21 protein-coding genes are annotated in these 20,604 nt (G+C 41.3%); 19 read left to right on the forward strand and 2 right to left on the reverse strand.

Features of this window, described 5'->3' with window-relative positions:
* Positions 1-3: 3 nt before the first annotated feature.
* Together recG and CD03_RS0112805 are read left to right on the forward strand one after the other, a co-directional pair.
* Entirely contained in the window at positions 4-2,070 is a 2,067-nt protein-coding gene (recG, locus tag CD03_RS0112800; protein WP_330377186.1) for an ATP-dependent DNA helicase RecG, read from the forward strand.
* A 91-nt stretch (positions 2,071-2,161) separates the two neighbouring features.
* Positions 2,162-2,665 (forward strand): DUF6465 family protein, encoded by a 504-nt coding sequence (locus CD03_RS0112805; protein WP_044289340.1) that lies wholly within the window; start codon positions 2,162-2,164, stop codon positions 2,663-2,665.
* An 83-nt stretch (positions 2,666-2,748) separates the two neighbouring features.
* Here the strand turns inward: CD03_RS0112805 and CD03_RS0112810 are convergent, their stop codons facing one another.
* Positions 2,749-3,003 carry an alpha/beta-type small acid-soluble spore protein gene (locus CD03_RS0112810; protein WP_044289342.1) on the reverse strand — a complete coding sequence of 85 codons (255 nt, stop codon included), beginning with the start codon at positions 3,001-3,003 and terminating at the stop codon, positions 2,749-2,751.
* A 198-nt stretch (positions 3,004-3,201) separates the two neighbouring features.
* Between CD03_RS0112810 and CD03_RS0112815 the strand changes: the two genes are divergently transcribed.
* The 12 genes from CD03_RS0112815 (at position 3,202) to CD03_RS0112875 (ending at position 14,765) form a co-directional block, all read left to right on the forward strand.
* Positions 3,202-3,594, forward strand: coding sequence for a methylglyoxal synthase (locus CD03_RS0112815; protein ID WP_027293989.1), 393 nt, complete (start codon positions 3,202-3,204; stop codon positions 3,592-3,594).
* 137 nt (positions 3,595-3,731) lie between these two features.
* Complete coding sequence (locus tag CD03_RS0112820; protein ID WP_027293990.1) at positions 3,732-5,408, forward strand: Na/Pi cotransporter family protein; 1,677 nt, start codon at positions 3,732-3,734, stop codon at positions 5,406-5,408.
* 72 nt (positions 5,409-5,480) lie between these two features.
* A complete protein-coding gene (locus CD03_RS0112825) occupies positions 5,481-6,155 on the forward strand; it encodes a winged helix-turn-helix domain-containing protein (protein ID WP_027293991.1) in 675 nt (224 codons plus the stop codon).
* Entirely contained in the window at positions 6,152-7,813 is a 1,662-nt protein-coding gene (locus tag CD03_RS0112830) for a sensor histidine kinase (RefSeq protein ID WP_027293992.1), read from the forward strand. The genes CD03_RS0112825 and CD03_RS0112830 overlap by 4 nt, the downstream gene beginning before the upstream one ends.
* A 228-nt stretch (positions 7,814-8,041) precedes the next feature.
* The gene (locus CD03_RS0112835; protein WP_044289344.1) at positions 8,042-8,989 is read left to right on the forward strand and encodes a phosphate ABC transporter substrate-binding protein; all 948 of its coding nucleotides are present in this window, start codon (positions 8,042-8,044) and stop codon (positions 8,987-8,989) included.
* Between the two features lie 154 nt (positions 8,990-9,143).
* Entirely contained in the window at positions 9,144-10,043 is a 900-nt protein-coding gene (gene pstC, locus CD03_RS0112840; protein WP_027293994.1) for a phosphate ABC transporter permease subunit PstC, read from the forward strand.
* Positions 10,040-11,221: a phosphate ABC transporter permease PstA gene (gene pstA, locus CD03_RS0112845; protein WP_052377784.1), complete on the forward strand. Its 1,182-nt coding sequence runs from the start codon at positions 10,040-10,042 to the stop codon at positions 11,219-11,221. The genes pstC and pstA overlap by 4 nt, the downstream gene beginning before the upstream one ends.
* A 5-nt stretch (positions 11,222-11,226) precedes the next feature.
* Positions 11,227-11,991 carry a phosphate ABC transporter ATP-binding protein PstB gene (gene pstB, locus CD03_RS0112850; protein ID WP_027293996.1) on the forward strand — a complete coding sequence of 255 codons (765 nt, stop codon included), beginning with the start codon at positions 11,227-11,229 and terminating at the stop codon, positions 11,989-11,991.
* 26 nt (positions 11,992-12,017) lie between these two features.
* Complete coding sequence (phoU, locus tag CD03_RS0112855; RefSeq protein ID WP_027293997.1) at positions 12,018-12,677, forward strand: phosphate signaling complex protein PhoU; 660 nt, start codon at positions 12,018-12,020, stop codon at positions 12,675-12,677.
* A gap of 419 nt (positions 12,678-13,096) precedes the next feature.
* The gene (gene rsmD, locus CD03_RS0112865) at positions 13,097-13,663 is read left to right on the forward strand and encodes a 16S rRNA (guanine(966)-N(2))-methyltransferase RsmD (protein WP_027293998.1); all 567 of its coding nucleotides are present in this window, start codon (positions 13,097-13,099) and stop codon (positions 13,661-13,663) included.
* Complete coding sequence (coaD, locus tag CD03_RS0112870; RefSeq protein ID WP_027293999.1) at positions 13,660-14,163, forward strand: pantetheine-phosphate adenylyltransferase; 504 nt, start codon at positions 13,660-13,662, stop codon at positions 14,161-14,163. The genes rsmD and coaD overlap by 4 nt, the downstream gene beginning before the upstream one ends.
* Positions 14,163-14,765 (forward strand): ATPase, encoded by a 603-nt coding sequence (locus CD03_RS0112875; protein WP_027294000.1) that lies wholly within the window; start codon positions 14,163-14,165, stop codon positions 14,763-14,765. Before coaD ends, CD03_RS0112875 begins: the two co-directional genes overlap by 1 nt.
* A 33-nt stretch (positions 14,766-14,798) precedes the next feature.
* On the opposite strand, the gene CD03_RS0112880 is transcribed toward CD03_RS0112875, so the two are convergent.
* The gene (locus tag CD03_RS0112880; RefSeq protein WP_027294001.1) at positions 14,799-15,725 is read right to left on the reverse strand and encodes a hypothetical protein; all 927 of its coding nucleotides are present in this window, start codon (positions 15,723-15,725) and stop codon (positions 14,799-14,801) included.
* Between the two features lie 325 nt (positions 15,726-16,050).
* Between CD03_RS0112880 and CD03_RS0112885 the strand changes: the two genes are divergently transcribed.
* The 5 genes from CD03_RS0112885 to CD03_RS0112905 are packed head-to-tail and all read left to right on the forward strand — an operon-like array spanning position 16,051 to position 20,600.
* Positions 16,051-16,926: a M23 family metallopeptidase gene (locus CD03_RS0112885; protein WP_027294002.1), complete on the forward strand. Its 876-nt coding sequence runs from the start codon at positions 16,051-16,053 to the stop codon at positions 16,924-16,926.
* Between the two features lie 51 nt (positions 16,927-16,977).
* Positions 16,978-17,784, forward strand: coding sequence for a GTP pyrophosphokinase (locus CD03_RS0112890; RefSeq protein ID WP_027294003.1), 807 nt, complete (start codon positions 16,978-16,980; stop codon positions 17,782-17,784).
* 48 nt (positions 17,785-17,832) lie between these two features.
* On the forward strand, positions 17,833-19,215 hold the full coding sequence (locus CD03_RS0112895) for an RsmF rRNA methyltransferase first C-terminal domain-containing protein (RefSeq protein WP_027294004.1): 1,383 nt from the start codon (positions 17,833-17,835) through the stop codon (positions 19,213-19,215).
* Positions 19,216-19,938: a pseudouridine synthase gene (locus tag CD03_RS0112900; protein ID WP_044289345.1), complete on the forward strand. Its 723-nt coding sequence runs from the start codon at positions 19,216-19,218 to the stop codon at positions 19,936-19,938.
* On the forward strand, positions 19,932-20,600 hold the full coding sequence (locus CD03_RS0112905; RefSeq protein ID WP_027294006.1) for an HAD family hydrolase: 669 nt from the start codon (positions 19,932-19,934) through the stop codon (positions 20,598-20,600). The genes CD03_RS0112900 and CD03_RS0112905 overlap by 7 nt, the downstream gene beginning before the upstream one ends.
* Positions 20,601-20,604 lie beyond the last annotated feature (4 nt).

Below are 20,604 nucleotides of genomic sequence, written 5' to 3' on the forward strand. Positions count from 1 at the left end.
TTTATGATGAATATGGAATCATCCATTCAGGAATTAAAAGGAATCGGAGAGAAGACGGTTCTGGTTTTTCAAAAAGCAGGGATTAGAACAATTGATGATCTGCTAAATTATTATCCGAGAAATTATGATACTTATGATAACATCGTTAAGGTATCTGAGATCTCGGATGATGATGTGTCGGCAGCCGTCTATGGTACGGTTGTACAGACTCTGGATGTAAAAAGAGTCAGACGGCTGCAGATTACCAATACGGTCATTCGGGACGACAGCGGCGGCATGATCCGTTTGACCTGGTTCAATATGCCCTATTTAAAAAATACCCTGAAAAGGGGAAGTAAATATATATTCCGTGGGAAGATTTCACGTAAAGAACAGCAGTTGTTGATGGAACAACCTGCTGTTTTTCGTGTAGACCAATACCAGGAAATGCTCCATGTGATGCAGCCAATTTATACCTTAGTGCCCGGGCTTACCAACAATATGATTACCAAAGCTGTGCGCCAGGCACTTCCTCTGCTGGAGGAGTACCATGATTATCTTCCGGAGGAAATCAGAAAAGAATATCATCTGGCTGAATTCCACTATGCCATTGAACAGATACATTTTCCAAAAGACATGCATGATGTTATGCTAGCGAGAAACCGGCTGGTATTTGATGAATTCTTTTTGTTTATTCTGGCACTGCGCCGCCTCAAAGACAGTACGGAAGAGCTGTATCACAGTTTTCATATGCAGCAAACACCGCTGACAGATCAGATTATTGCCAATCTTAAGTTTTCACTTACCAAAGCCCAGGCGAAGGTATGGAAAGAAATTGAAAAAGACTTATTAAGTCCGAAAGTTATGGCAAGACTGGTTCAGGGAGATGTTGGTTCCGGGAAGACCATCCTTGCCATTTTGGCATTGATTATGACGGCACAGAACGGATATCAGGGATCTTTAATGGTTCCTACGGAAGTTCTGGCTGTACAGCACTTTGAATCCATCTGTGGCCTGTTAGAGGAACAGCATCTTGACTTTAATACGGTGCTTTTAACAGGTTCTATGACGGCAAAAGAAAAAAGGGCAGTATATGAAAAAATAGAAACAGGCGAAGCCGATATCATAATTGGTACCCATGCACTGATTCAGGAAAAAGTAAATTATAAAAATCTGGCCCTGGTAATTACGGATGAACAGCACCGCTTCGGGGTACGCCAAAGAGAGGCGCTCTCCGAAAAGGGAGAATTACCCCATGTACTGGTTATGAGTGCTACACCGATTCCGCGGACATTGGCAGTTATTCTTTATGGTGATCTGGATGTCTCTGTTATTGATGAGCTTCCTGCAAACCGTCTGCCAATTAAAAATTGTGTAGTAGATACCAGGTATCGTCCGAAGGCATATTCCTTTATTCAAAATGAGATTGAAGAAGGGCGCCAGGCTTACATCATCTGCCCTATGGTAGAAGAGAGTGAAGCGATTGAGGCAGAAAATGTAATCGAGTATACCGAGCGGCTGAGGGCGGCGCTGGCTGAAAATATTCAGATCGAATATCTGCATGGGAAGATGAAACCAAAAGAAAAAAACAGCATTATGGAACGTTTTTTAAATCATGAAATTGATGTATTAGTTTCTACTACAGTAGTAGAAGTCGGCGTGAATGTACCCAATGCCACTGTGATGATGATTGAAAATGCAGAGCGGTTCGGTCTGGCACAGCTGCATCAGCTCCGGGGCAGGGTGGGACGGGGACAATACCAGTCCTATTGTATTATGGTGCGTGCATCAGACAGTAAAAAGGTAAAGGAGCGTCTGGAGATCCTTAATAAATCCAACGATGGCTTTTTTATTGCCAGCGAAGATTTAAAGCTTCGGGGACCGGGAGATGTATTTGGCGTGCGCCAAAGCGGTTTGCTGGAATTTAAAATCGGGGATGTATTTACCGATGCATCCATCCTGCAAAAGGCCAGCGAAGCGGCTCAGATTATTCTGGATCAGGGTGAATTGGCAGGAAAACCCGAGTACTGCTATCTGGATAAAAAACTGCAGGAATACATGCTGCAGGGCTTTGGCCGCATCAACTTATAGAAGAAATAGTTGCTATTTTTGAAAAAATGGTATATTATGCTTTATGTAAATGATATATATGCATGGAAGTGTTTTGCGAGGAGGAAAATGTATGAAAACCGTAAAAGCAAACGTAAAAGAGACAGCAGCAGCTACGACAGAAGCCACTAAAGCAACAAAAACACCATCAAAGAGAGCAGCGAAGAAGGCAGAGCCGGCTGCTAAGACTACAGAAGAAAAAGTAAAAGATGCAACAGAAGAGAAAGCAGCAGCAGTAAAAGCTCCGGCAGCTAAAACAACAGCAGCTAAGACTGCAGCAAAGGCAGCAGTTAAAGCAGAGGAAAAGCCAGCGGCTGAAAAAGCTCCGGCAGAGAAAAAGACAGCAGCAAGAAAAGCACCGGCTAAAAAGGCAGATGTAAAAGAAACAATCTATCTTCAGTATCTGGGGAAAGAGATTAATACAGAGGAAATTACGAAACAGGCAAAAGAACATTGGACAAAAGTTTTAAAAAATAAAGCTGCGGATATCAAATCCATAGACATATATTTAAAACCGGAAGAAAATGCTGCATATTTTGTAATCAACGGCGATGTAACCGGTAATGTGTACTTATAGATAAAATCATATAACAGAGAAAAGCCCAGATAAAATTATCTGGGCCCTTTCTTTGTCAAATACGAATGAATTCGTTTTTGAGATTAGTACTGAGAAGTGCTACCTGCTGACATGTTACCTGCTGGCATGCTTGCTCCGCCGGACATCTGTCTTTCCTGAGCTTCGATCATTTTCTTAACCATATAGCCACCAACGCTACCATTCTGTTTGGAAGTTAAGTTACCATTGTATCCGTCTGTTAACGGTACTCCTAATTCGTTAGCTACCTCAAATTTGAAACGGTCTAAAGCTCCTTTTGCTTCTGGTACTGCTGCTGTGTTAGATGATCTGTTTGACATCATAACCCCTCCTTTTTTTCTGTCTGTTTTTTTTTATTTGCAATTTGTTATTGCCTTCCTAGTATATGAATTAATTGAAATTCTAAACTGGAAATTTTTGCAATTTTTTACAAATTTAGATAAAAACAAAAAAACATTTTCCATTTTCCCTATTTATATGTTATAATCGGTAGAAAGAAGAGAAAAAAGGATGGTTAGATGAATATCGGTATTATTGCACATAACAGTAAAAAGAGTTTAATTGAAGATTTTTGTCTTGCATATAAGCATATACTTAGCAAACATGAAATTTATGCGACAGGAATTACAGGGCGCCGTGTAGAAGATGTAACGAATCTCCGCGTCCACAAATTTCTCCCTGGAAGCGTGGGAGGAGATAAGCAGTTTACAGAAATGCTTGAGAGAAATGGCCTAGATATGGTAATCTTTTTCTACAACCCGGCTATGGTAGATCCTAAGGAGCCGGATATTTATACAATATCAAAATGTTGTGATAAATATAATATCCCAATTGCAACCAATATTGCAACTGCGGAATCTTTAATTCTTGGATTAGCTCATGGTGATCTTGAATGGAGATTACAGATTTAAAATCTAAGAGAGGGGTGTAGCAGCATCCCTATTTTTTTGTGAATTTATTCCCGCGGGCAGCGAGCCAGACGGATGCGCCTGCGGATACATAGGACTTATTATGAAAAAGATTTGGTTTAAATTAGGAGGATTATCAGATGTCAATTAATGACGTACAGAATTTGTTTATGTTTTGCGGAGGCCTTGGAATGTTCCTTTACGGTATGCACAGCATGTCGGATGGAATTCAGAAATCGACCGGCAACAAAATGAGGGAGCTGCTGGGAGTTTTAACCAATAACCGGGTAATGGCAATTCTGGTTGGAGCCTTGATTACGGCAATTATTCAAAGCAGTGGTGCGACTACGGTAATGGTAGTTGGATTTGTAAATGCAGGCATTATGAATCTGGGACAGGCTGTGGGAGTAATCATGGGTGCCAATATCGGTACCTGTATCACATCCTGGATTGTATCCCTGGGACAGCTTGGGGACAGTTTTAAAGCTGTATCGCCATCTCTTTATGCGCCCTTATTAGTGGGTATCGGAGCATTTTTTATTATGTTTTCCAAAAAGCAGAAGAAGAAAACGATTGGTGAAATCATTATTGGTCTGGGCTTATTATTCATCGGTCTGGATTTTATGAAAAATTCTGCTTCTTCTTATACGGAACTGCCGATCTTCACAAAGGCATTTGCATTATTTGGCAGCAATCCGTTCCTTGGTATTGCAATTGGAGCTTTGGTTACCGGTATTATGCAGAGTTCTTCTGCCTCTGTTGGTATTCTGCAGACACTGGCTGCTACCGGCGGTGTTGTTACGGCAAGCTCGGCAATTTATATCAGCCTTGGTTCGAATATAGGTTCTTGTTTTACTGCACTTTTATCAAGTATTGGAGCACCCAGGAATGCGAAGCGGGCAGCTGTAATCCATTTATCATTTAATATGATAGGTGCGGTAATATTCGGTGCGGCAATGTTTGCCATATTCCAGCTGAATCCTGTATTTGCGGCAGCCGGAATCGGCAGCGTGGGAATTTCTATTTTTCATACTATATTTAATATTATCTGTACAATTATTCTGTTCCCGTTTGCAAACAAACTGGTTCAGCTGTCCGGGCTTATTGTTTCGGATAAAGGCGGCGAAGCTTTGGAAGGAACAGAATCAGACGAAGTGATTACATTACGTCATTTAGATGACCGTATTTTAGAGACTCCCTCTTTTGCAGTAGAAAATGCAATTCTGGAAGTTGTTCATATGGGAAGAATTGCTCAGACAAATATGCAGAACGCATTTGATGCAGTACTTAATAATGATACTGAAAAAATAGATACTGTTTATAAGACGGAAAAAACTATTAACAGCATGGAAAAAATGATTACCGAATATCTGGTTAAAATCAGTAATCTTTCATTGAATGAAGATCAGCATACGATTATTAATAATTTGTTTTATTCCGTAAGCGACATTGAGCGTGTGGGAGATCATACGGAAAATATCGCAGAACTGGCGGAAAATAAAGCGAAGGATGATATTCAGTTCTCCGAAGAGGCAGGTAAGGAATTAAGCGAGATCATGGAACTGGTTACCAATTCATTCGTTTATGCCATGAAGGCAAGAGAAGAAGAGAGTATAGATGCTGCAACGAAAGTAGTAACTTATGAAGATATGGTTGATAATATGGAGGAAGAACTGCGGGAAACTCATATCGAACGACTTTCCAAGCAGTTGTGTAACCCTACAAACGGAGTAATTTTCCTGGATATTATCAGCAACCTGGAAAGAATTTCGGATCATGCCTATAATCTGGCAGGGTACGTAATGAGCGAGCATTAAGACGCACTAAAGATCTAAGTATTAAGCTCCTGTAAACAGGCATATGGAGGTTTTGATAAGATTATGAGTCAGATGATTTATTGTGTAGAAGATGATATGAATATCAGAGAGTTGGTCGCTTATGCCCTGAAGACATCAGGGTATGAAGCAATTGGTTTTGAGAATGCCGCAGAATTTTATAAAGGCTTAAAAAACGGAAATCCGGATTTGATTCTGCTGGATATTATGCTGCCGGACGAAGACGGCATCAGTATTTTGAAGAAATTGCGTGCCAGAAATGAGCACAAGGATATCCCGGTAATTATGCTGACCGCAAAATCTACGGAATATGATAAAGTCAAGGGACTGGATGTGGGTGCAGATGACTATGTAACGAAGCCTTTTGGTGTTATGGAATTGATTTCCAGAATCAAAGCGGTACTTCGCCGGAGCCAGAAAAGCATTTCCACCGATATGATGGTACTTGGGGATATTCATCTGGATATCCAGAAGCATGAAGTGACTGTCAGCGGCAAAGAGGTCATCCTGACCTATAAAGAATTTGAACTTCTTACGTATTTGATGAAAAACCAGGGAATTGTACTTTCCCGGGATAAAATACTGGAAGTAATCTGGAATTATGATTACGAAGGGGAAAGCCGTACCGTTGATGTTCATATCGGCTCGCTGAGGCAGAAATTAGGCAGCAGCGGGAATATGATAGAAACCGTTCGCGGGGTGGGCTATAAAATGGGAACCAAAGAATGAAAAAGAAAATCTATAAAAATGTATTCGGACTGGGGATTTTGACTGTAATTTTCATTACGGCTGCATTTGTGTTATTTTTTAATTACAATATGCAGCAACAATTAAAAAACGAATTAAAGACAGAAGCAGTGTACATCGCCAAGGCCTATGAAGGTTTGGCGGATCCTGTTTCTTTTTTGGATGATATAGAGGCACAGACGCCCTCCAGAATCACATATATCGATCCGAAAGGTAAGGTTATTTACGATAGTCAGGCGGATGCCAGCAAAATGGAAAATCACCTGGAACGACCGGAAATTATAGATGCCGCGAAAGATGGAACCGGTATTTCCAAGAGGACTTCTGACACGCTGAGACAGCATACTTATTATTATGCAATAAAATTGTCAACGGGAAGCTTTTTGCGGGTTTCCGGTACTATTGACGGCCTGATACCCACGTTTATGAAGGTACTGCCGGCAGCCTGTGTTATTTCATTGATTATTTTACTGGGTTCCTTTATGATCGCCACAAAGCTGGCAAATGGAATCATATCCAATATTAATAACATAGATTTGCAGCATCCAACCCAGGACGTTTCTTTTAATGAGCTCTTTCCGTTATTAAACCGGATTGAAAAGCAGAATTATCAGATCAAGGATCAGATGACAGACCTGATTGAACAAAAGGAAAAATTCAATACGATAACTACCAATATGAATGAAGGATTGATCCTGCTGGATAAAGATTCCAGGATTGTATTTATTAACCAGAGCTGTAAAAATATATTAGGTGCACCCAGTATGCACTATATTGGTAAAAATATTTCACTGTTCAACCGCAGCCAACAGCTTCAGAATACAGTGGAAAAGTCATTGAAAGGGGAAACCCACAGTGAGATCTTAAAGCTGGATGAAACCACAATTCAGTTTTTTGGAAATCCGGTAATACAGGATGGCAGTATCCAGGGGGTTGTACTTTTTGTACTGGACATTACAGAAAAATACAAAGCAGAGAAAATGCGAAGAGAATTCTCAGCAAACGTTTCTCATGAATTAAAAACGCCGCTGACATCTATCTCCGGATATGCGGAATTGATGCAGAACGGAATGGTACAGCCACAGGATATATCTCAGTTTGCAGGTAAAATCTATAAGGAAGCAGCACGACTGATTTCCCTGGTGGAGGACATTATCAAAATCAGCCGTCTGGATGAAAAAGATGCGCGTACAACAAAAGAACTTGTGGATCTGTATGAGATTTCCACGGAAATAGTAGAACGCCTTTCATCCGTAGCAGAACGTAATATGGTAACGCTTCACCTGGAAGGTTCTAGCGTAAAATTGATTGCAGTCCGGGCAATGATGCTGGACCTGATCTATAATCTTTGCGAAAATGGAATAAAGTATAACCGTCAGGGCGGTTCGGTTACCATATCCATATATGAAGAGGATCAGCATCCGGTCATAAAAGTGTCGGATACAGGCATTGGAATTCCCAGTAAATACCAGGAACGTATTTTTGAAAGATTTTACAGAATTGATAAAAGCCATTCCAAACAGACGGGTGGTACGGGATTAGGACTGTCTATTGTAAAGCACGTGGTTGAATATCAGGGCGGATATATTGAAGTGCACAGTACGCCGGAAGAGGGAACTGCAATTACGATTCATTTATAAATAAAAAACAGCTGTTTTTCAGGAAATATCTTGAAAGAACAGCTGTTTTTTTATGCAAAAATTTATTTTTTCTGATTCCAATGCTGTCAAAAAAAAGCATTTTTTATTTTTATAAGTATATTTTTTGATTTTACATAAACTTTACATATACAATATATAATCTTTATACGCATCAATTAGAATACATTCATGTAATAACAAATTAGAAAAGTTTTGGAGGAAAAAATTATGAAGAAATTAATCGCAATGGCGGTAGTTGGAATTATGACATTAGGACTGGTTGCTTGTGGAAGCAATACAGGTACAACAGAAACATCACCATCTACAACAGCAGCTACAGAAGCAGGAGCAGGTGATACACAGGCAGCAACAACAGAAGCAGCTTCTTCAGAATCAGCAAGTGCAGATGGAAGCGAAGCTCCCGCAGGAGATATCAGCGGAAATATAGTAATTACAGGATCTACTTCAGTAGAGAAGATCTTAAACGATATGAAAGATGAATTCGAAGCACAAAATCCTGACGTTACAATCGAATATACAGGCAGCGGTTCATCAGCAGGTATTACAGATACAAAATCAGGAACAAACAATATCGGTGCAGCATCCAGAGAAATTAAGGATGAAGAAAAAGAAGACGCACTTAAGACAGAAATTTTCGCATATGACGGAATTGCAATTATTGTAAACCCGGCAAATGAAGCAGTGAAAGATATTTCAGAAGAGCAGTTGGCTGATATTTATTCCGGTAAAATTACAAACTGGAAAGAGGTAGGCGGAAATGATGAAGACATCTTTGTAGTATCCCGTGAAGAAAGTTCAGGAACAAGAAGTGCATTTGAAGAGTTAATTAAGCTGGAAGATGCTGGCGGACTTTCCGGAAACGCATCTGTATCTGAAGGAAATGGACCAGTACAGGCGGCAGTAGCAGGAAATGAAAATGCAATCGGTTATGTATCTTTCTCATTTATTGATGACACAGTAAAATCTCTTACAGTAGCAGGTGTAGAACCAACCGCTGAATTAGCAAAATCCGGAGAATATCCACTGAGCAGACCATTCCTTTTCTGCTATTATGATGACAAAGTAACAGATGCAGGCAAAGCATTCTTAGAATTTGCTATCTCTGAAGAAGGACAGGCGGCAGTTGATACTCACGGCGGAATTCGTATTGACTAATTCTACTGATATAAGCTTCATTAATTTAAGCCGCAGGAAATGCGGACCTGGAGTAAATGGTGAAAGAAAATTAGAAATAGAAAGGGAGCCACACTGTGATTCTTTCACCTTGTTTTAATTTGTGGCAGTATTACAGGCAAGCCTGTAATATGCAATGGGTATAAATATGAACCGAAATGTAAAGAGAGACGTATTTGAAAAAGTAGTAGAAGGAATCTTTTTGCTCTGTGCCCTTGTGGGAGTTATTTCGGTAATAGCAATTATAGTATTTGTTTTTTACAAAGGATTACGACCGTTTTTCGGTCCTGACAGCTACAGTTTCTTAGATTTCATCAGTGGAACCAGATGGGCTCCCGGACAAAATGTTTACGGAATCTTCTATATGATTGTAGCTTCTGTACTGGCTACAGCGGGAGCAATTGTAATAGGTGTGCCGATTGGTGTTCTGACAGCGGTTTTCATCGCTGAAATAGCGCCAAAAGGTGCCGTGAAGGTAATTAAGCCAGCAGTTGAATTACTTGCTGGCATTCCTTCTGTTCTATACGGTGCATTTGGTTTGGGTGTGATCGTTCCGATTATTAAGGAAATATCCCCTAAAGTGCAGGGACAGTCATTGCTGGCAGTAATCATTGTATTGACAATTATGATATTACCGACTATTGTTTCCCTATCAGAAAGCGCAATTAAATCAGTACCGAAATCATACCGGGAGGCATCCCTTGGCCTTGGTGCGTCCAAAGTGCAGACGATTTTCAAAGCAGTGCTGCCAGCAGCAAAATCAGGTATCCTTTCGGCTACCGTGCTTGGTGTCGGACGTGCAATCGGTGAGACGATGGCTGTTATGATGATAGCGGGAAATCCAACACAGGGGCTGCCGGACAGTATTTGGTCAATGGTGCGTCCGCTTACAACGAATATTGCCATGGAAATGAGCTATGCATCCGGAAGACAACAGGAGATGCTCTTTGCAACCGGTGTAATCTTATTTATCTTTATTATGATTGTTAATTTAACCTTATTAAAAATTACACGCAAGGCAGGTGAAAAATCATGAGCAGGAAAACGAAAGACTCAATTGTAAAAGGCCTGATCTATGGTTCTGCCGGATTTACGGTATTTATACTTGTAGTAATCATTGGATTTATTGTTGTAAAAGGGCTGCCGGGAATCAGCTTTGATTTCCTTACCAGAAATTATGAAGATAAAACTACTTATGTAAATTCACAGGTGGCAGCAGATATGCCGGATAACGGACAGGAAGGATATATTCCATCCCTGGGAATCACGCTGAATATAAATAAAGACAAAAAAGTTTATATCAGTGATATGGATAAAACATCTCCTTTGAAGGATGCTTTAAACCAAAAAAAAGAAGCATATCCCATTGAAAAGAAAGATATACTTTCAAAAATAGGAAGTATTAATGTAGATACACTGGTAAAAGAGACAGATCCGGAAAATCCGGAAGCAGTAAAAGCTGCTGTAGCTGATTTAAAAACCCAGATTCAGGGTCTCAAAGACAGTAATCTGAAAATAAAAGTTGTTCGTCCCGGCGGCGGTATTGTGCCGATGCTTGTAACGACGCTGTATATGATTGGATTATCACTGCTGATTGCAGCGCCAATCGGAATTTTGTCTGCCGTTTATCTGATTGAGTATGCAAAACCGGGTAAACTAATGAGGACGATACATTTTGCAATAGAGAATCTTGCGGGAATTCCTTCCATTATTTATGGTTTGTTTGGTTCACTGTTTTTTGTAAAAATCTGTGGACTGCAGTATTCTCTGCTGGCTGGAGCTTTAACTCTTAGTATTATCCTGCTTCCAACGATTATTACAACCACAGAAGAAGCATTAAAAGCCATTCCCAGAACTTATCGGGAATCTTCCTTAGGACTGGGTGCAACCAGGCTGCAGACAGTATCCAGGGTTGTTTTACCAAACGCACTGCCTGGAATTTTAGTTGCTGTGTTGCTGAGTATCGGGCGTATCGTAGGAGAATCAGCGGCACTTCTGTTAACTGCAGGTACCGTTGCACAGATTCCCGGTGCCCTGTTTGGAAATTCTGCAAGCGGCGCTACTTTAACGATTAAAATGTATACCCTGATGAAAGAAGAAAATGATTTGACAACGGCTTGTGCAATCGGTATTGTTCTGCTGGTCATCATCATTGTCTTAAACTTTGCATCAAAAGTGGTTACAAAAAAACTTCTGAGTAAAAAAGGAGAGTAGGCATTATGAATCCGATAGAAAATCCTAAATTTCGTGTAGAGGATCTGAATCTTTATTATGGAGACTTTAAAGCTCTGAATAAGATTAATATGAATATACCAAAAAATGAAATTGTTGCCTTTATAGGTCCTTCCGGATGCGGAAAGTCTACTTTTTTGAAAACAATCAACCGGATGAATGATTTGATTGAAGGTGTAAAAGTGGAAGGTAAGATATATTTGGATGACGTGGATATTTACGGTGATATTGACGTAATAAAACTGCGTCAGCGGGTAGGTATGGTCTTCCAGCAGCCGAATCCATTTCCTATGAGTATCTATGACAATGTTGCATATGGTCCCAGGATTCACGGAATTAAAAAGAAACAGGAATTAGATGAAATTGTAGAGCGCAGTTTGAAACAGGCAGCGATCTGGGATGAGGCAAAAGACAGGTTAAAGAAAAATGCCCTGGGCATGTCAGGAGGACAGCAGCAGCGTATCTGTATCGCCAGAGCACTTGCTGTGGAACCGGAAGTTATCTTAATGGATGAGCCGACCAGTGCATTAGACCCGATTTCCACCTTAAAGATAGAAGATCTGGCTGTTGAGTTAAAAGAAAAGTATACGATCGTCATCGTTACCCACAATATGCAGCAGGCCAGCCGTATTTCTGATAAAACTGCTTTCTTCCTTACTGGTGATGTGGTAGAATATGGAAATACTACACAGATATTCAACAATCCAAAAGAGAAAAAAACCGAAGAATATATTACAGGACGTTTCGGTTGATACAGGTCAGAAAGGGGAATAGTATAATGACAACCAGAAAATCTTATATAGCAGAATTAGATGATATTACGCTTAATGTAGAAAAAATGGGTTTACTTCTAGAAGTCATGATTAACAAAGTGATCAAGGCACTTACGGAGACGGATGCAGAATTGGCAAAGGCAATTATGGAACAGGATGATGAAATGGACTGTCTGGAACGGGAGACAGAAAAAGCCTGTATCCGCATTGTGGCTAAGCAGCAGCCGGTAGCTACTGATTTAAGAAGAGTTACTTCTATTATGCGTTTAATTGCCGATATAGAGCGCATTGCAGACCATTGCAGCGATATATCCGAATATATCATCGAACTGGCAAAAGAAGATCCGGTGCCGATGCCGGAAGGTGTTACACAAATGATTGACGCCATGAAAAAGATGGTAAATATGACAATCCAGTGTTTTATTAAAGAAGATGTTTGGCCAATCGAAAAAATCATCGCTATGGACGATACCGTGGATGATTATTTCTTCCAGATAAAGGACGAACTCTGTGTGGCGATGAAACACAAACCGGAAGCGATTAAAGCGTATACAGATTACCTGCTCATTGTAAAGTATGTAGAACGTATGGCTGACCATTCCACCAATATAGCAGAGTGGGTGTCTTTTATCGTAACAGGGGACCTGGAACAGTATTTAAATTAATACTGTTTCCTTTTTGTTTTATAAATTCCATACTTTTCACGAAAAAGCACAGCACCACAACCTGAAGTTGTGATATGCTGTGCTTTTTTATAGTATGTTTTAGGTAATCCGGGTAATATATTACTGCCAATAGCGTCCAGCATGCCACACCCCCGGGGTTCCACCATGTTGAGAAAACCAGCTTTGTATCAATAAACTTAATCCCGGAAAGCTTGCCGGAGTGTTTTTTTGCGGATAGTATCCGACTTAATCAGCGCCCCCCATCTCTTCCAATTTCCCCCTCTTTCTCCAGTGCCTGTGTGATTATCGGTCCATATTTCTTAATTCTACCATAAATGTCAACAAAAGTAATTGACATGAACACCAAAAAACAACTATAATAGTACGGAATAACATTACAATAAAGGTAGGAAGATTCTATGAGAGTAGTAGCAGGGACGGCGAAACGCCTGCCTTTGAAAACGGTACCTGGACTTGAGACCAGGCCTACGACAGACAGGATAAAAGAGACTTTGTTTAATATGCTGCAAAATGATATTTACGACTGCAGGTTTTTGGATCTGTTCAGCGGAAGCGGGGCGATTGGGATAGAAGCCCTGAGCCGGGGCGCTTCTTTTGCTGCATTTGCAGAAAATAACCGCAGGGCTGTGGAGTGTATTAAAGAGAATCTCAAATTTACAAAACTTGAAGAACGGGCACAGGTAATGCCCTGTGATGCCATTAGTGCAATACATAAATTAGAGGGGCAGGAGCCATTTGATATTGTATTTATGGATCCGCCTTATAATCTGGAGTGGGAAAGGCGTGTCTTAGAGGCATTTGCAGATTCTTCCTGTATTACGGAAGATACATTGATTATCGTGGAAGCATCAAAAGAGACAGATTTTTCTTATCTGGTAAGTATTGGCTATATAATCGAAAAGTATAAAGAATATAAGACAAACGCCCACGTCTTCATAAAGCGGGCCGAAGGGAGATTAGCATGAGAAGAGCAGTATATCCGGGAAGTTTTGATCCGGTAACGTTTGGGCATCTGGATGTAATGGCACGTTCGGCAGCATTAGTGGACGAGCTGATCGTAGGAGTTTTGAATAATAATACAAAAACCCCGTTGTTTTCTGTAGAGGAACGTGTTAATATATTACTTGAAGCGACAAAAGACATAACGAATATCCGGATAGAATCGTTTACGGGACTGTCCATAGATTTTGTGAAAAAATGTGATGCAAAGTTTATCGTAAGGGGACTTAGGGCGATAACAGACTTTGACTATGAATTGCAGATGGCGCAGACGAACCGTATTATGGATCAGGATATCGATACAATATTTCTTACAACAAGTTTGGAATATGCTTATTTGAGTTCGACAACTGTGAAGGAAGTAGCCGCATATGGCGGTGATATTTCGAAATTCGTTCCACCGGTCGTAGTTGATAGAATTTATAATAAAATATGGGAAAGAAAGAATAATAAGGAGAGATTATAATGAGCAGCAGAATCGAACAAATTATTGAAGAAATTGAAGAGTATGTAGACAGTTGTAAATTTCAGCCTTTGTCTTCTACTAAAATTGTTGTAAATAAAGAAGAATTGGAAGAATTACTTAGAGAACTTCGCATGAAGACTCCGGATGAGATAAAGAGATACCAGAAGATAATCAGCAATAAAGATGCCATACTGGCAGATGCCCAGGCAAAAGCAGACAGTATGCTGGCGGATGCTACTTCACAGCAGCAGCAGATGATCAGCCAGGATGAAATCATGCAGCAGGCAGTTGCACAGTCAAATGCACTTCTGGAACATACCAACCGCCAGGCACAGGAAATTCTGGACAACGCAACAAATGATGCTAACAGTATCCGTATGAGCGCGATTCAATATACGGATGAGATGCTGGAAAACTTAGAAAAAATTATGAGCCATACGATTGATACGGCAGGTGCTAAATATAATACATTCCTGAATTCTATTCAGTCTTGTTATGATATTGTAAATAAAAACCGCAGCGAACTGTCTCCGCAGTCTGTTCCAAATAATTATGTTGCAACAGCAATGGAAGAGAGCGGCGAAGGCGAAGCTGCAGAGTAAAGCGTTTCATTGAACACTTGGGTGAACCCCTTTTTACAGCAGATAACATGCGGCAAGAGCAAGGGCGATGACAGTAATGATGAGCTTTGATATTACATACTTGGAAAGGCGAAGACCGCTTTCGTGTATCATGCTTTCTGTCTGCGCAATTGAAGACAATCCGCCAAAAGAACAGATTGCAATCAAAAGCAGGTATTGGATGGTAAAGGAGGCATTTTCCATAGATATAGTATGAATCCCATTGGTCACTTCCATGATGCCAACCAGGAAAGCTTTTATGACTGCATTTGAGATGGGCAGATATAATACGATTTTTGCCAGTATGGCAAAGAGCATGATGTATCCCCCCAGTTTTGTAATATTTATTATACCGTTCATAATACAGGCATCTACCAGTCCAAAATTCAATGTCGTGGTAGGTGCTGTATTTGTATGTAAAGAAGTGGATTCACGGAATTGTTTTCTGCATCTGATGCCGGTAAACAATCCATAAAGTAATGGGGCACCGTATATGATTACAATGGTGGGAATAATCAGTTCTTCCTTATGCAGATGTTCCAATACCAGAAAATTGATAATGAACATGGGGCTTACATTGTTGCAAAACCCCAGAAGATATTGTGCTTCGGGAAGGGTAATCTGTTTTTCATTGGTAAGGTCTGCAATGACCTTGGCACCCATGGGATATCCGCAGAAGAATCCCACAGTGAGTGCATAGCTTCCGTTTGTACCCACGCCGAACAGAAAGCGAAAGATGGGAGCAAACAGAAACATCAGCGGTTCGATCAGTCCCAGATTAATAATCAGATTGGACAGGATCATCAGGGGAAGCAGGGTAGGCACCAGTGTCTGGAACCAAAGGAGCAGTCCGGCAAGTGAGGCATCAAAGCCGTCTGCGGGGCAGAGATAGAGGAAGACCAGTGCGGTCGTAATGACCAGGCCATAGAGCATTTTTTTCATAGATGCTGTACCTGTGACTATCTGGCATAAATAACAATATATAATTTCTGGATCGTGTTTTAGAAGCAATTTTCAACACGCTCTAACAGGAAGTAAATTTTAATTATATATCGTTATTTACGTCAGACAGCGCGAATATGTTTTTTATAGTATATGAAGTGCCTGAAGAGATTCATTCCTGAAAAAATGTCATTTTTTGATTCTAAATCAGCAAATCTACGCATATATTAATCATGAGAATAGAAAGTCTGTGGCTTGGGCTTGCTATCAGAGCGTGTTTGGGCACAAGCGTTTTCAAACAGGCTCTAGAGGAAGAGTCGAATAGATGAATAAAATAAAGCTTCTTCGAAATATCTGTGTAATTCTTCTGGTGGGCATTTTTTGTTATGGATGCATCGATTATTTACATACCCAGGGAAAAATATTCAATTTAACGTATCACTCCAATGAGACAATGGGATTTCGCAGCCAGAAAATTGGGGAAGATAATTTTCGGCGGTTAATGGAAGTCAGTAAGGCGGAAGACGTTCCGGTTTATGACCTGCTTTCCGTGTGGATGCCCAAATACCAGTTTGAATTGGATCATGTGAAAACGTCCGTACTTACCCCTTCGGATTATTATTTATGGCGGACTTATTTTCAGGCGTATAATTTACATGCGCTGCAGGAGATTCAGCAAAGCTATGCTGCTGTATGGGAGGACGTATTGTATTACCCCGTGCCGGACAGTACCAGTGAGGATGAATCTCAGACTTCTTTTGAAGACTCCTGGATGCTGGAGCGCAATTACGGCGGCAAACGGGGGCATGAAGGAACAGACATTTTCCCCAAAGAAAATGTAAGAGGGAAATATCCGGTGGTCAGCGTATCAAAGGGTATTGTGGAACAGGTGGGATGGCTGGAAAAAGGCGGCTGGCGTATTGGTATCCGCTCAGAGCATGGCGGATATTTTTACTATGCGCATCTGAGTTCTTATGCAGGGGATTTTAAGAAAGGTGATGAGGTTCAGGCAGGAGAACTTCTGGGATATATGGGAGATACCGGGTATAGTAAAACGGAGGGTACGACAGGAAATTTTGACGTACATCTGCATTTTGGAATCTATATCAGAACAGACCGAAAGGAAGAAGTCAGTGTTAACCCCTACTGGGTTCTTCGTTATTTAGAAGATCGAAAGTTGAAATATGCATATGAAGTGTGATATACTAAAATATTAAGGGGAATTATTATAGTTAAGAGGAGAATCAGGTATATGGAAATACAATTATGGAGAGAAATTCTGGATCCATATGAATTAGCAGTGAATGAACTGACCGTGAAGTTTGAGCATCTGATCAGAGAGCATCGGGCACGTGGGAAGTATTCACCTATAGAACAGGTTATGGGGCGGGTGAAAGCCATATCCAGCATATTGGAAAAGGCACAGAAAAAGAAAATACCGCTGAATGAAATAGAAGAAAAATTAGATGATATCGCAGGTGTACGCATTATCTGTCAGTTCGTGGAGGATATTGAAAAAGTAGTGGAGATTATCCGAAACCGTACAGATATGTCTGTAAAGAGCGAAAAGGATTATATTGCCAATATGAAATCCAGCGGATACCGCAGCTATCATATGATCGTCTATTATGAGGTCCAGACATTAGCAGGAAGTAAACGGATTCAGGTTGAGATACAGATCCGGACACTGGCAATGAATTTTTGGTCAACAATCGAACATTCGCTGCAGTACAAATATAAACGAAATATTCCGGAGCATATCCGCATGAAGTTAAGCAAAGCAGCGGATGCGATTATTGTGCTGGATAATGAGATGTCTTCGGTGCGCAGTGAAATTATGGATGCGCAGAATTCCTTCCAGATTCAGGCGAATCTGGTATCAGATATCTTAAATAACATACAGAATCTGTATCATCTGGCGAATAAGAGAGAGATCATTAAGATTCAGGATGAATTTTACCGTATCTATGAATTGAACGATATTGAACAGCTGGAACGTTTTCACAAGCAGCTGGATATTATTGCAGAAGGATACCGCGCCCAGTCACTGGCGAAATAAAATACATAGATTAGAGCGTGCAGACGCTCTTCAACAAAGGAGCAATAAATGAATTTACCACAGGACTTTGCGGATTCCATGAAGGAACTGCTGGGAGCAGAGGAATATGAAGCATATTTAAACAGCGCAGGCCAGGAACGGGTTCATGGTCTTCGTGTGAATACAAGTAAGATAACGGTAGAAGAATTTTTAAAACTGACGCCTTTTTCATTAGAGCCAATACCCTGGGTGGAAAATGGATTTTTTTATGACGACTCACAGGCCGTTACGAAGCATCCTCATTACCATGCAGGGTTATACTATGTGCAGGAGCCAAGTGCGATGATACCTGCAGACAGACTTCCTGTAAAAGAGGGGGACTGTGTGCTGGATCTCTGTGCGGCGCCCGGTGGAAAGGCAACGGAGCTGGGAGCTAAATTAAAGGGGACGGGAGTCCTGGTTGCCAATGATATCAGCAATTCCAGGGCAAAAGGTCTTTTGAAGAATCTGGAGCTGTTCGGACTACCGGATATTCTGGTAACCAGCGAATCCCCACAGAAACTACTGCCTTATTTTAAAGGCTTTTTCGATAAAATATTAATCGATGCACCCTGTTCCGGAGAAGGGATGTTCCGCAAAGATCCGGCTATGATCAAGAGCTGGATAGAACATGGACCGGAATATTATGCCGGCATTCAAAAGGAAATATTGCTGATGGCAGCCGATATGTTAAAGCCGGGCGGTTTATTGCTTTATTCCACCTGTACGTTCTCTGCACTGGAGGATGAGTGTTCGATTGCCACTCTGCTGTCGGAAAGAACGGAATTTGAAGTGATACCGATGAAAGGCTATAAGGGATTCGATAAAGGGATTCCAGGCGCTGCCGGTGGAGATGAGCAGTTAAGGAACTGCGTCCGTATCTGGCCCCATAAAATGGCTGGAGAGGGACATTTTGCGGCACTTCTAAAAAAGAACGGGGATTTCGTTGCCACGGATACCGGCGCAAAGACAAAAAAGAAGAAGCAGGTGCTGCCAAAAGAATGCCAGGAATTTTTTGACCAGTATTTAAGGCTGGATTTTACGGACAGGAATATTACTGTATATGATAACCGGGTTTATGCCATACCAAAAGCCCTTGGTAATATCCGGGGACTGCGGTTTCTGCGTACAGGATTATATCTGGGAGAAATAAAGAAAAACCGTTTTGAGCCAAGCCAGGCACTGGCGATGAGTCTGAAAAGAGACCAGGCAGCATACAGCATCTCTTTTTCAGGCAGTGATGAGCGGACGGTGAAATACTTAAAGGGTGAAACGATAGAACTTGAGGATGCCGAGGCGAAGGGCTTAAAAGGCTGGATTCTGGTCTGTGTGGATGGATATCCGCTGGGATTTGCGAAAGCAGCCAATGGTTCGCTGAAGAATAAATATTACCCTGGATGGAGATTACAGTAAATGAGTCTGATAAGATTAGATAAATATCTGGCTAACGCAGGAGCGGGAACCAGAACAGAAGTAAAGAGCCAGATCCGAAAAGGATTGGTTACAGTTAATGGAGAAGTTGTTAAGAAGCCTGAGATGAAGCTGGATTCGGACAGGGATGCGGTGTGTGTCGGTCAAAGTCCAGTGACATACCGGAAATATGAGTACTACATGTTCCATAAGCCGGCAGGCTGTGTGACAGCCACCCAGGATAACCTGCATCAAACAGTGATGGATTTCATCTCTTCGGGGAAGAAAGAGGAACTTTTCCCGGTGGGAAGGCTGGATAAAGATACAGAAGGGCTTTTGCTGATTACAAATGACGGTGCCCTTGCCCACGAACTGCTTTCTCCAAGAAAACATGTGGATAAAACTTATTATGCAAAAGTCGATGGAATGGTAACAAAAGCGGATCAGGAAACATTTTTGCAGGGCGTGGATATCGGTGAAGACAAACCTACACTGCCGGCGAATCTTGAGATCTTAACCAGCGGTGAAATATCAGAAGTGTGCCTTACCATACGGGAGGGGAGATTTCACCAGGTAAAAAGGATGTTTGAAGCGGTAGGAAAGCAGGTTGTGTATTTAAAACGCCTGTCAATGGGAGCAATCAGTCTGGATGAACATCTGGCTAAGGGAGAATACCGCCCGTTGACCGGAGAGGAAATAGAAAGGATCGGAGGAAGCGGATGTTAGAAGGAATCAGAGCGGTCATATTTGACTTAGACGGAACTTTGGCAGATTCCATGTGGATGTGGCCCAAGATAGATATAGAATACCTGAACAGATTTCAGATTCAGGTACCGGCAGGACTTCATGAGGCGATTGAAGGTATGAGTTTTACAGAGACCGCTGATTATTTCAGGACCGCATTTTTCCTTCCCAAAACCACAGAGGAGATCAAACAGGACTGGATGGATATGGCGTATGATAAGTATGCCAATGAGGTGCCTCTAAAACCCGGCGCATCTGAGTTCCTGGACGAACTGAAGCAGCGCAGTATTAAAACGGGGATTGCAACCAGTAATGGCAGAGGACTTGTGGAGGCAGTGATGCATGCACAGCATCTGGATGACCGGATTGATGCAGTCCGGACCGCCTGTGAGGTGGCAAAAGGAAAACCTTCTCCGGATATATACCTTAAAGTAAGTGAGGATCTTCGGGTTGCACCAAAGGAATGCCTGGTATTTGAAGATATCAGCATGGGGATTCTGGCGGGTAAGAACGCCGGAATGAAGGTATGTGCAGTGGAGGATGCATTCTCCATGGGGCAGATTGAGAAAAAGAAAGCCCTGGCAGATTATTATATTTTGAATTATCATGATGTATTAAATAATACGTATGAACATCTTCGTTAGCAGC

Source organism: Robinsoniella sp. KNHs210, from assembly GCF_000686105.1.
GTDB lineage: Bacteria > Bacillota > Clostridia > Lachnospirales > Lachnospiraceae > Robinsoniella > Robinsoniella peoriensis.

Excerpts from the sequence above, each read along its gene's own strand:
- CD03_RS0112805 (WP_044289340.1), top strand. The coding sequence starts at position 2,162 with ATGAAAACCGTAAAAGCAAACGTAAAAGAGACAGCAGCAGCTACGACA.
- CD03_RS0112875 (WP_027294000.1), top strand. The coding sequence starts at position 14,163 with ATGAGCAGCAGAATCGAACAAATTATTGAAGAAATTGAAGAGTATGTA.
- CD03_RS0112900 (WP_044289345.1), top strand. The coding sequence starts at position 19,216 with ATGAGTCTGATAAGATTAGATAAATATCTGGCTAACGCAGGAGCGGGA.
- pstC (WP_027293994.1), top strand. The coding sequence starts at position 9,144 with ATGGGTATAAATATGAACCGAAATGTAAAGAGAGACGTATTTGAAAAA.
- CD03_RS0112880 (WP_027294001.1), bottom strand. The coding sequence starts at position 15,725 with ATGAAAAAAATGCTCTATGGCCTGGTCATTACGACCGCACTGGTCTTC.
- CD03_RS0112820 (WP_027293990.1), top strand. The coding sequence starts at position 3,732 with ATGTCAATTAATGACGTACAGAATTTGTTTATGTTTTGCGGAGGCCTT.
- CD03_RS0112825 (WP_027293991.1), top strand. The coding sequence starts at position 5,481 with ATGATTTATTGTGTAGAAGATGATATGAATATCAGAGAGTTGGTCGCT.
- CD03_RS0112890 (WP_027294003.1), top strand. The coding sequence starts at position 16,978 with ATGGAAATACAATTATGGAGAGAAATTCTGGATCCATATGAATTAGCA.
- CD03_RS0112885 (WP_027294002.1), top strand. The coding sequence starts at position 16,051 with ATGAATAAAATAAAGCTTCTTCGAAATATCTGTGTAATTCTTCTGGTG.
- pstB (WP_027293996.1), top strand. The coding sequence starts at position 11,227 with ATGAATCCGATAGAAAATCCTAAATTTCGTGTAGAGGATCTGAATCTT.
- CD03_RS0112835 (WP_044289344.1), top strand. The coding sequence starts at position 8,042 with ATGAAGAAATTAATCGCAATGGCGGTAGTTGGAATTATGACATTAGGA.
- CD03_RS0112905 (WP_027294006.1), top strand. The coding sequence starts at position 19,932 with ATGTTAGAAGGAATCAGAGCGGTCATATTTGACTTAGACGGAACTTTG.
- recG (WP_330377186.1), top strand. The coding sequence starts at position 4 with ATGATGAATATGGAATCATCCATTCAGGAATTAAAAGGAATCGGAGAG.
- CD03_RS0112815 (WP_027293989.1), top strand. The coding sequence starts at position 3,202 with ATGAATATCGGTATTATTGCACATAACAGTAAAAAGAGTTTAATTGAA.
- rsmD (WP_027293998.1), top strand. The coding sequence starts at position 13,097 with ATGAGAGTAGTAGCAGGGACGGCGAAACGCCTGCCTTTGAAAACGGTA.
- coaD (WP_027293999.1), top strand. The coding sequence starts at position 13,660 with ATGAGAAGAGCAGTATATCCGGGAAGTTTTGATCCGGTAACGTTTGGG.
- CD03_RS0112810 (WP_044289342.1), bottom strand. The coding sequence starts at position 3,003 with ATGTCAAACAGATCATCTAACACAGCAGCAGTACCAGAAGCAAAAGGA.
- CD03_RS0112895 (WP_027294004.1), top strand. The coding sequence starts at position 17,833 with ATGAATTTACCACAGGACTTTGCGGATTCCATGAAGGAACTGCTGGGA.
- pstA (WP_052377784.1), top strand. The coding sequence starts at position 10,040 with ATGAGCAGGAAAACGAAAGACTCAATTGTAAAAGGCCTGATCTATGGT.
- CD03_RS0112830 (WP_027293992.1), top strand. The coding sequence starts at position 6,152 with ATGAAAAAGAAAATCTATAAAAATGTATTCGGACTGGGGATTTTGACT.
- phoU (WP_027293997.1), top strand. The coding sequence starts at position 12,018 with ATGACAACCAGAAAATCTTATATAGCAGAATTAGATGATATTACGCTT.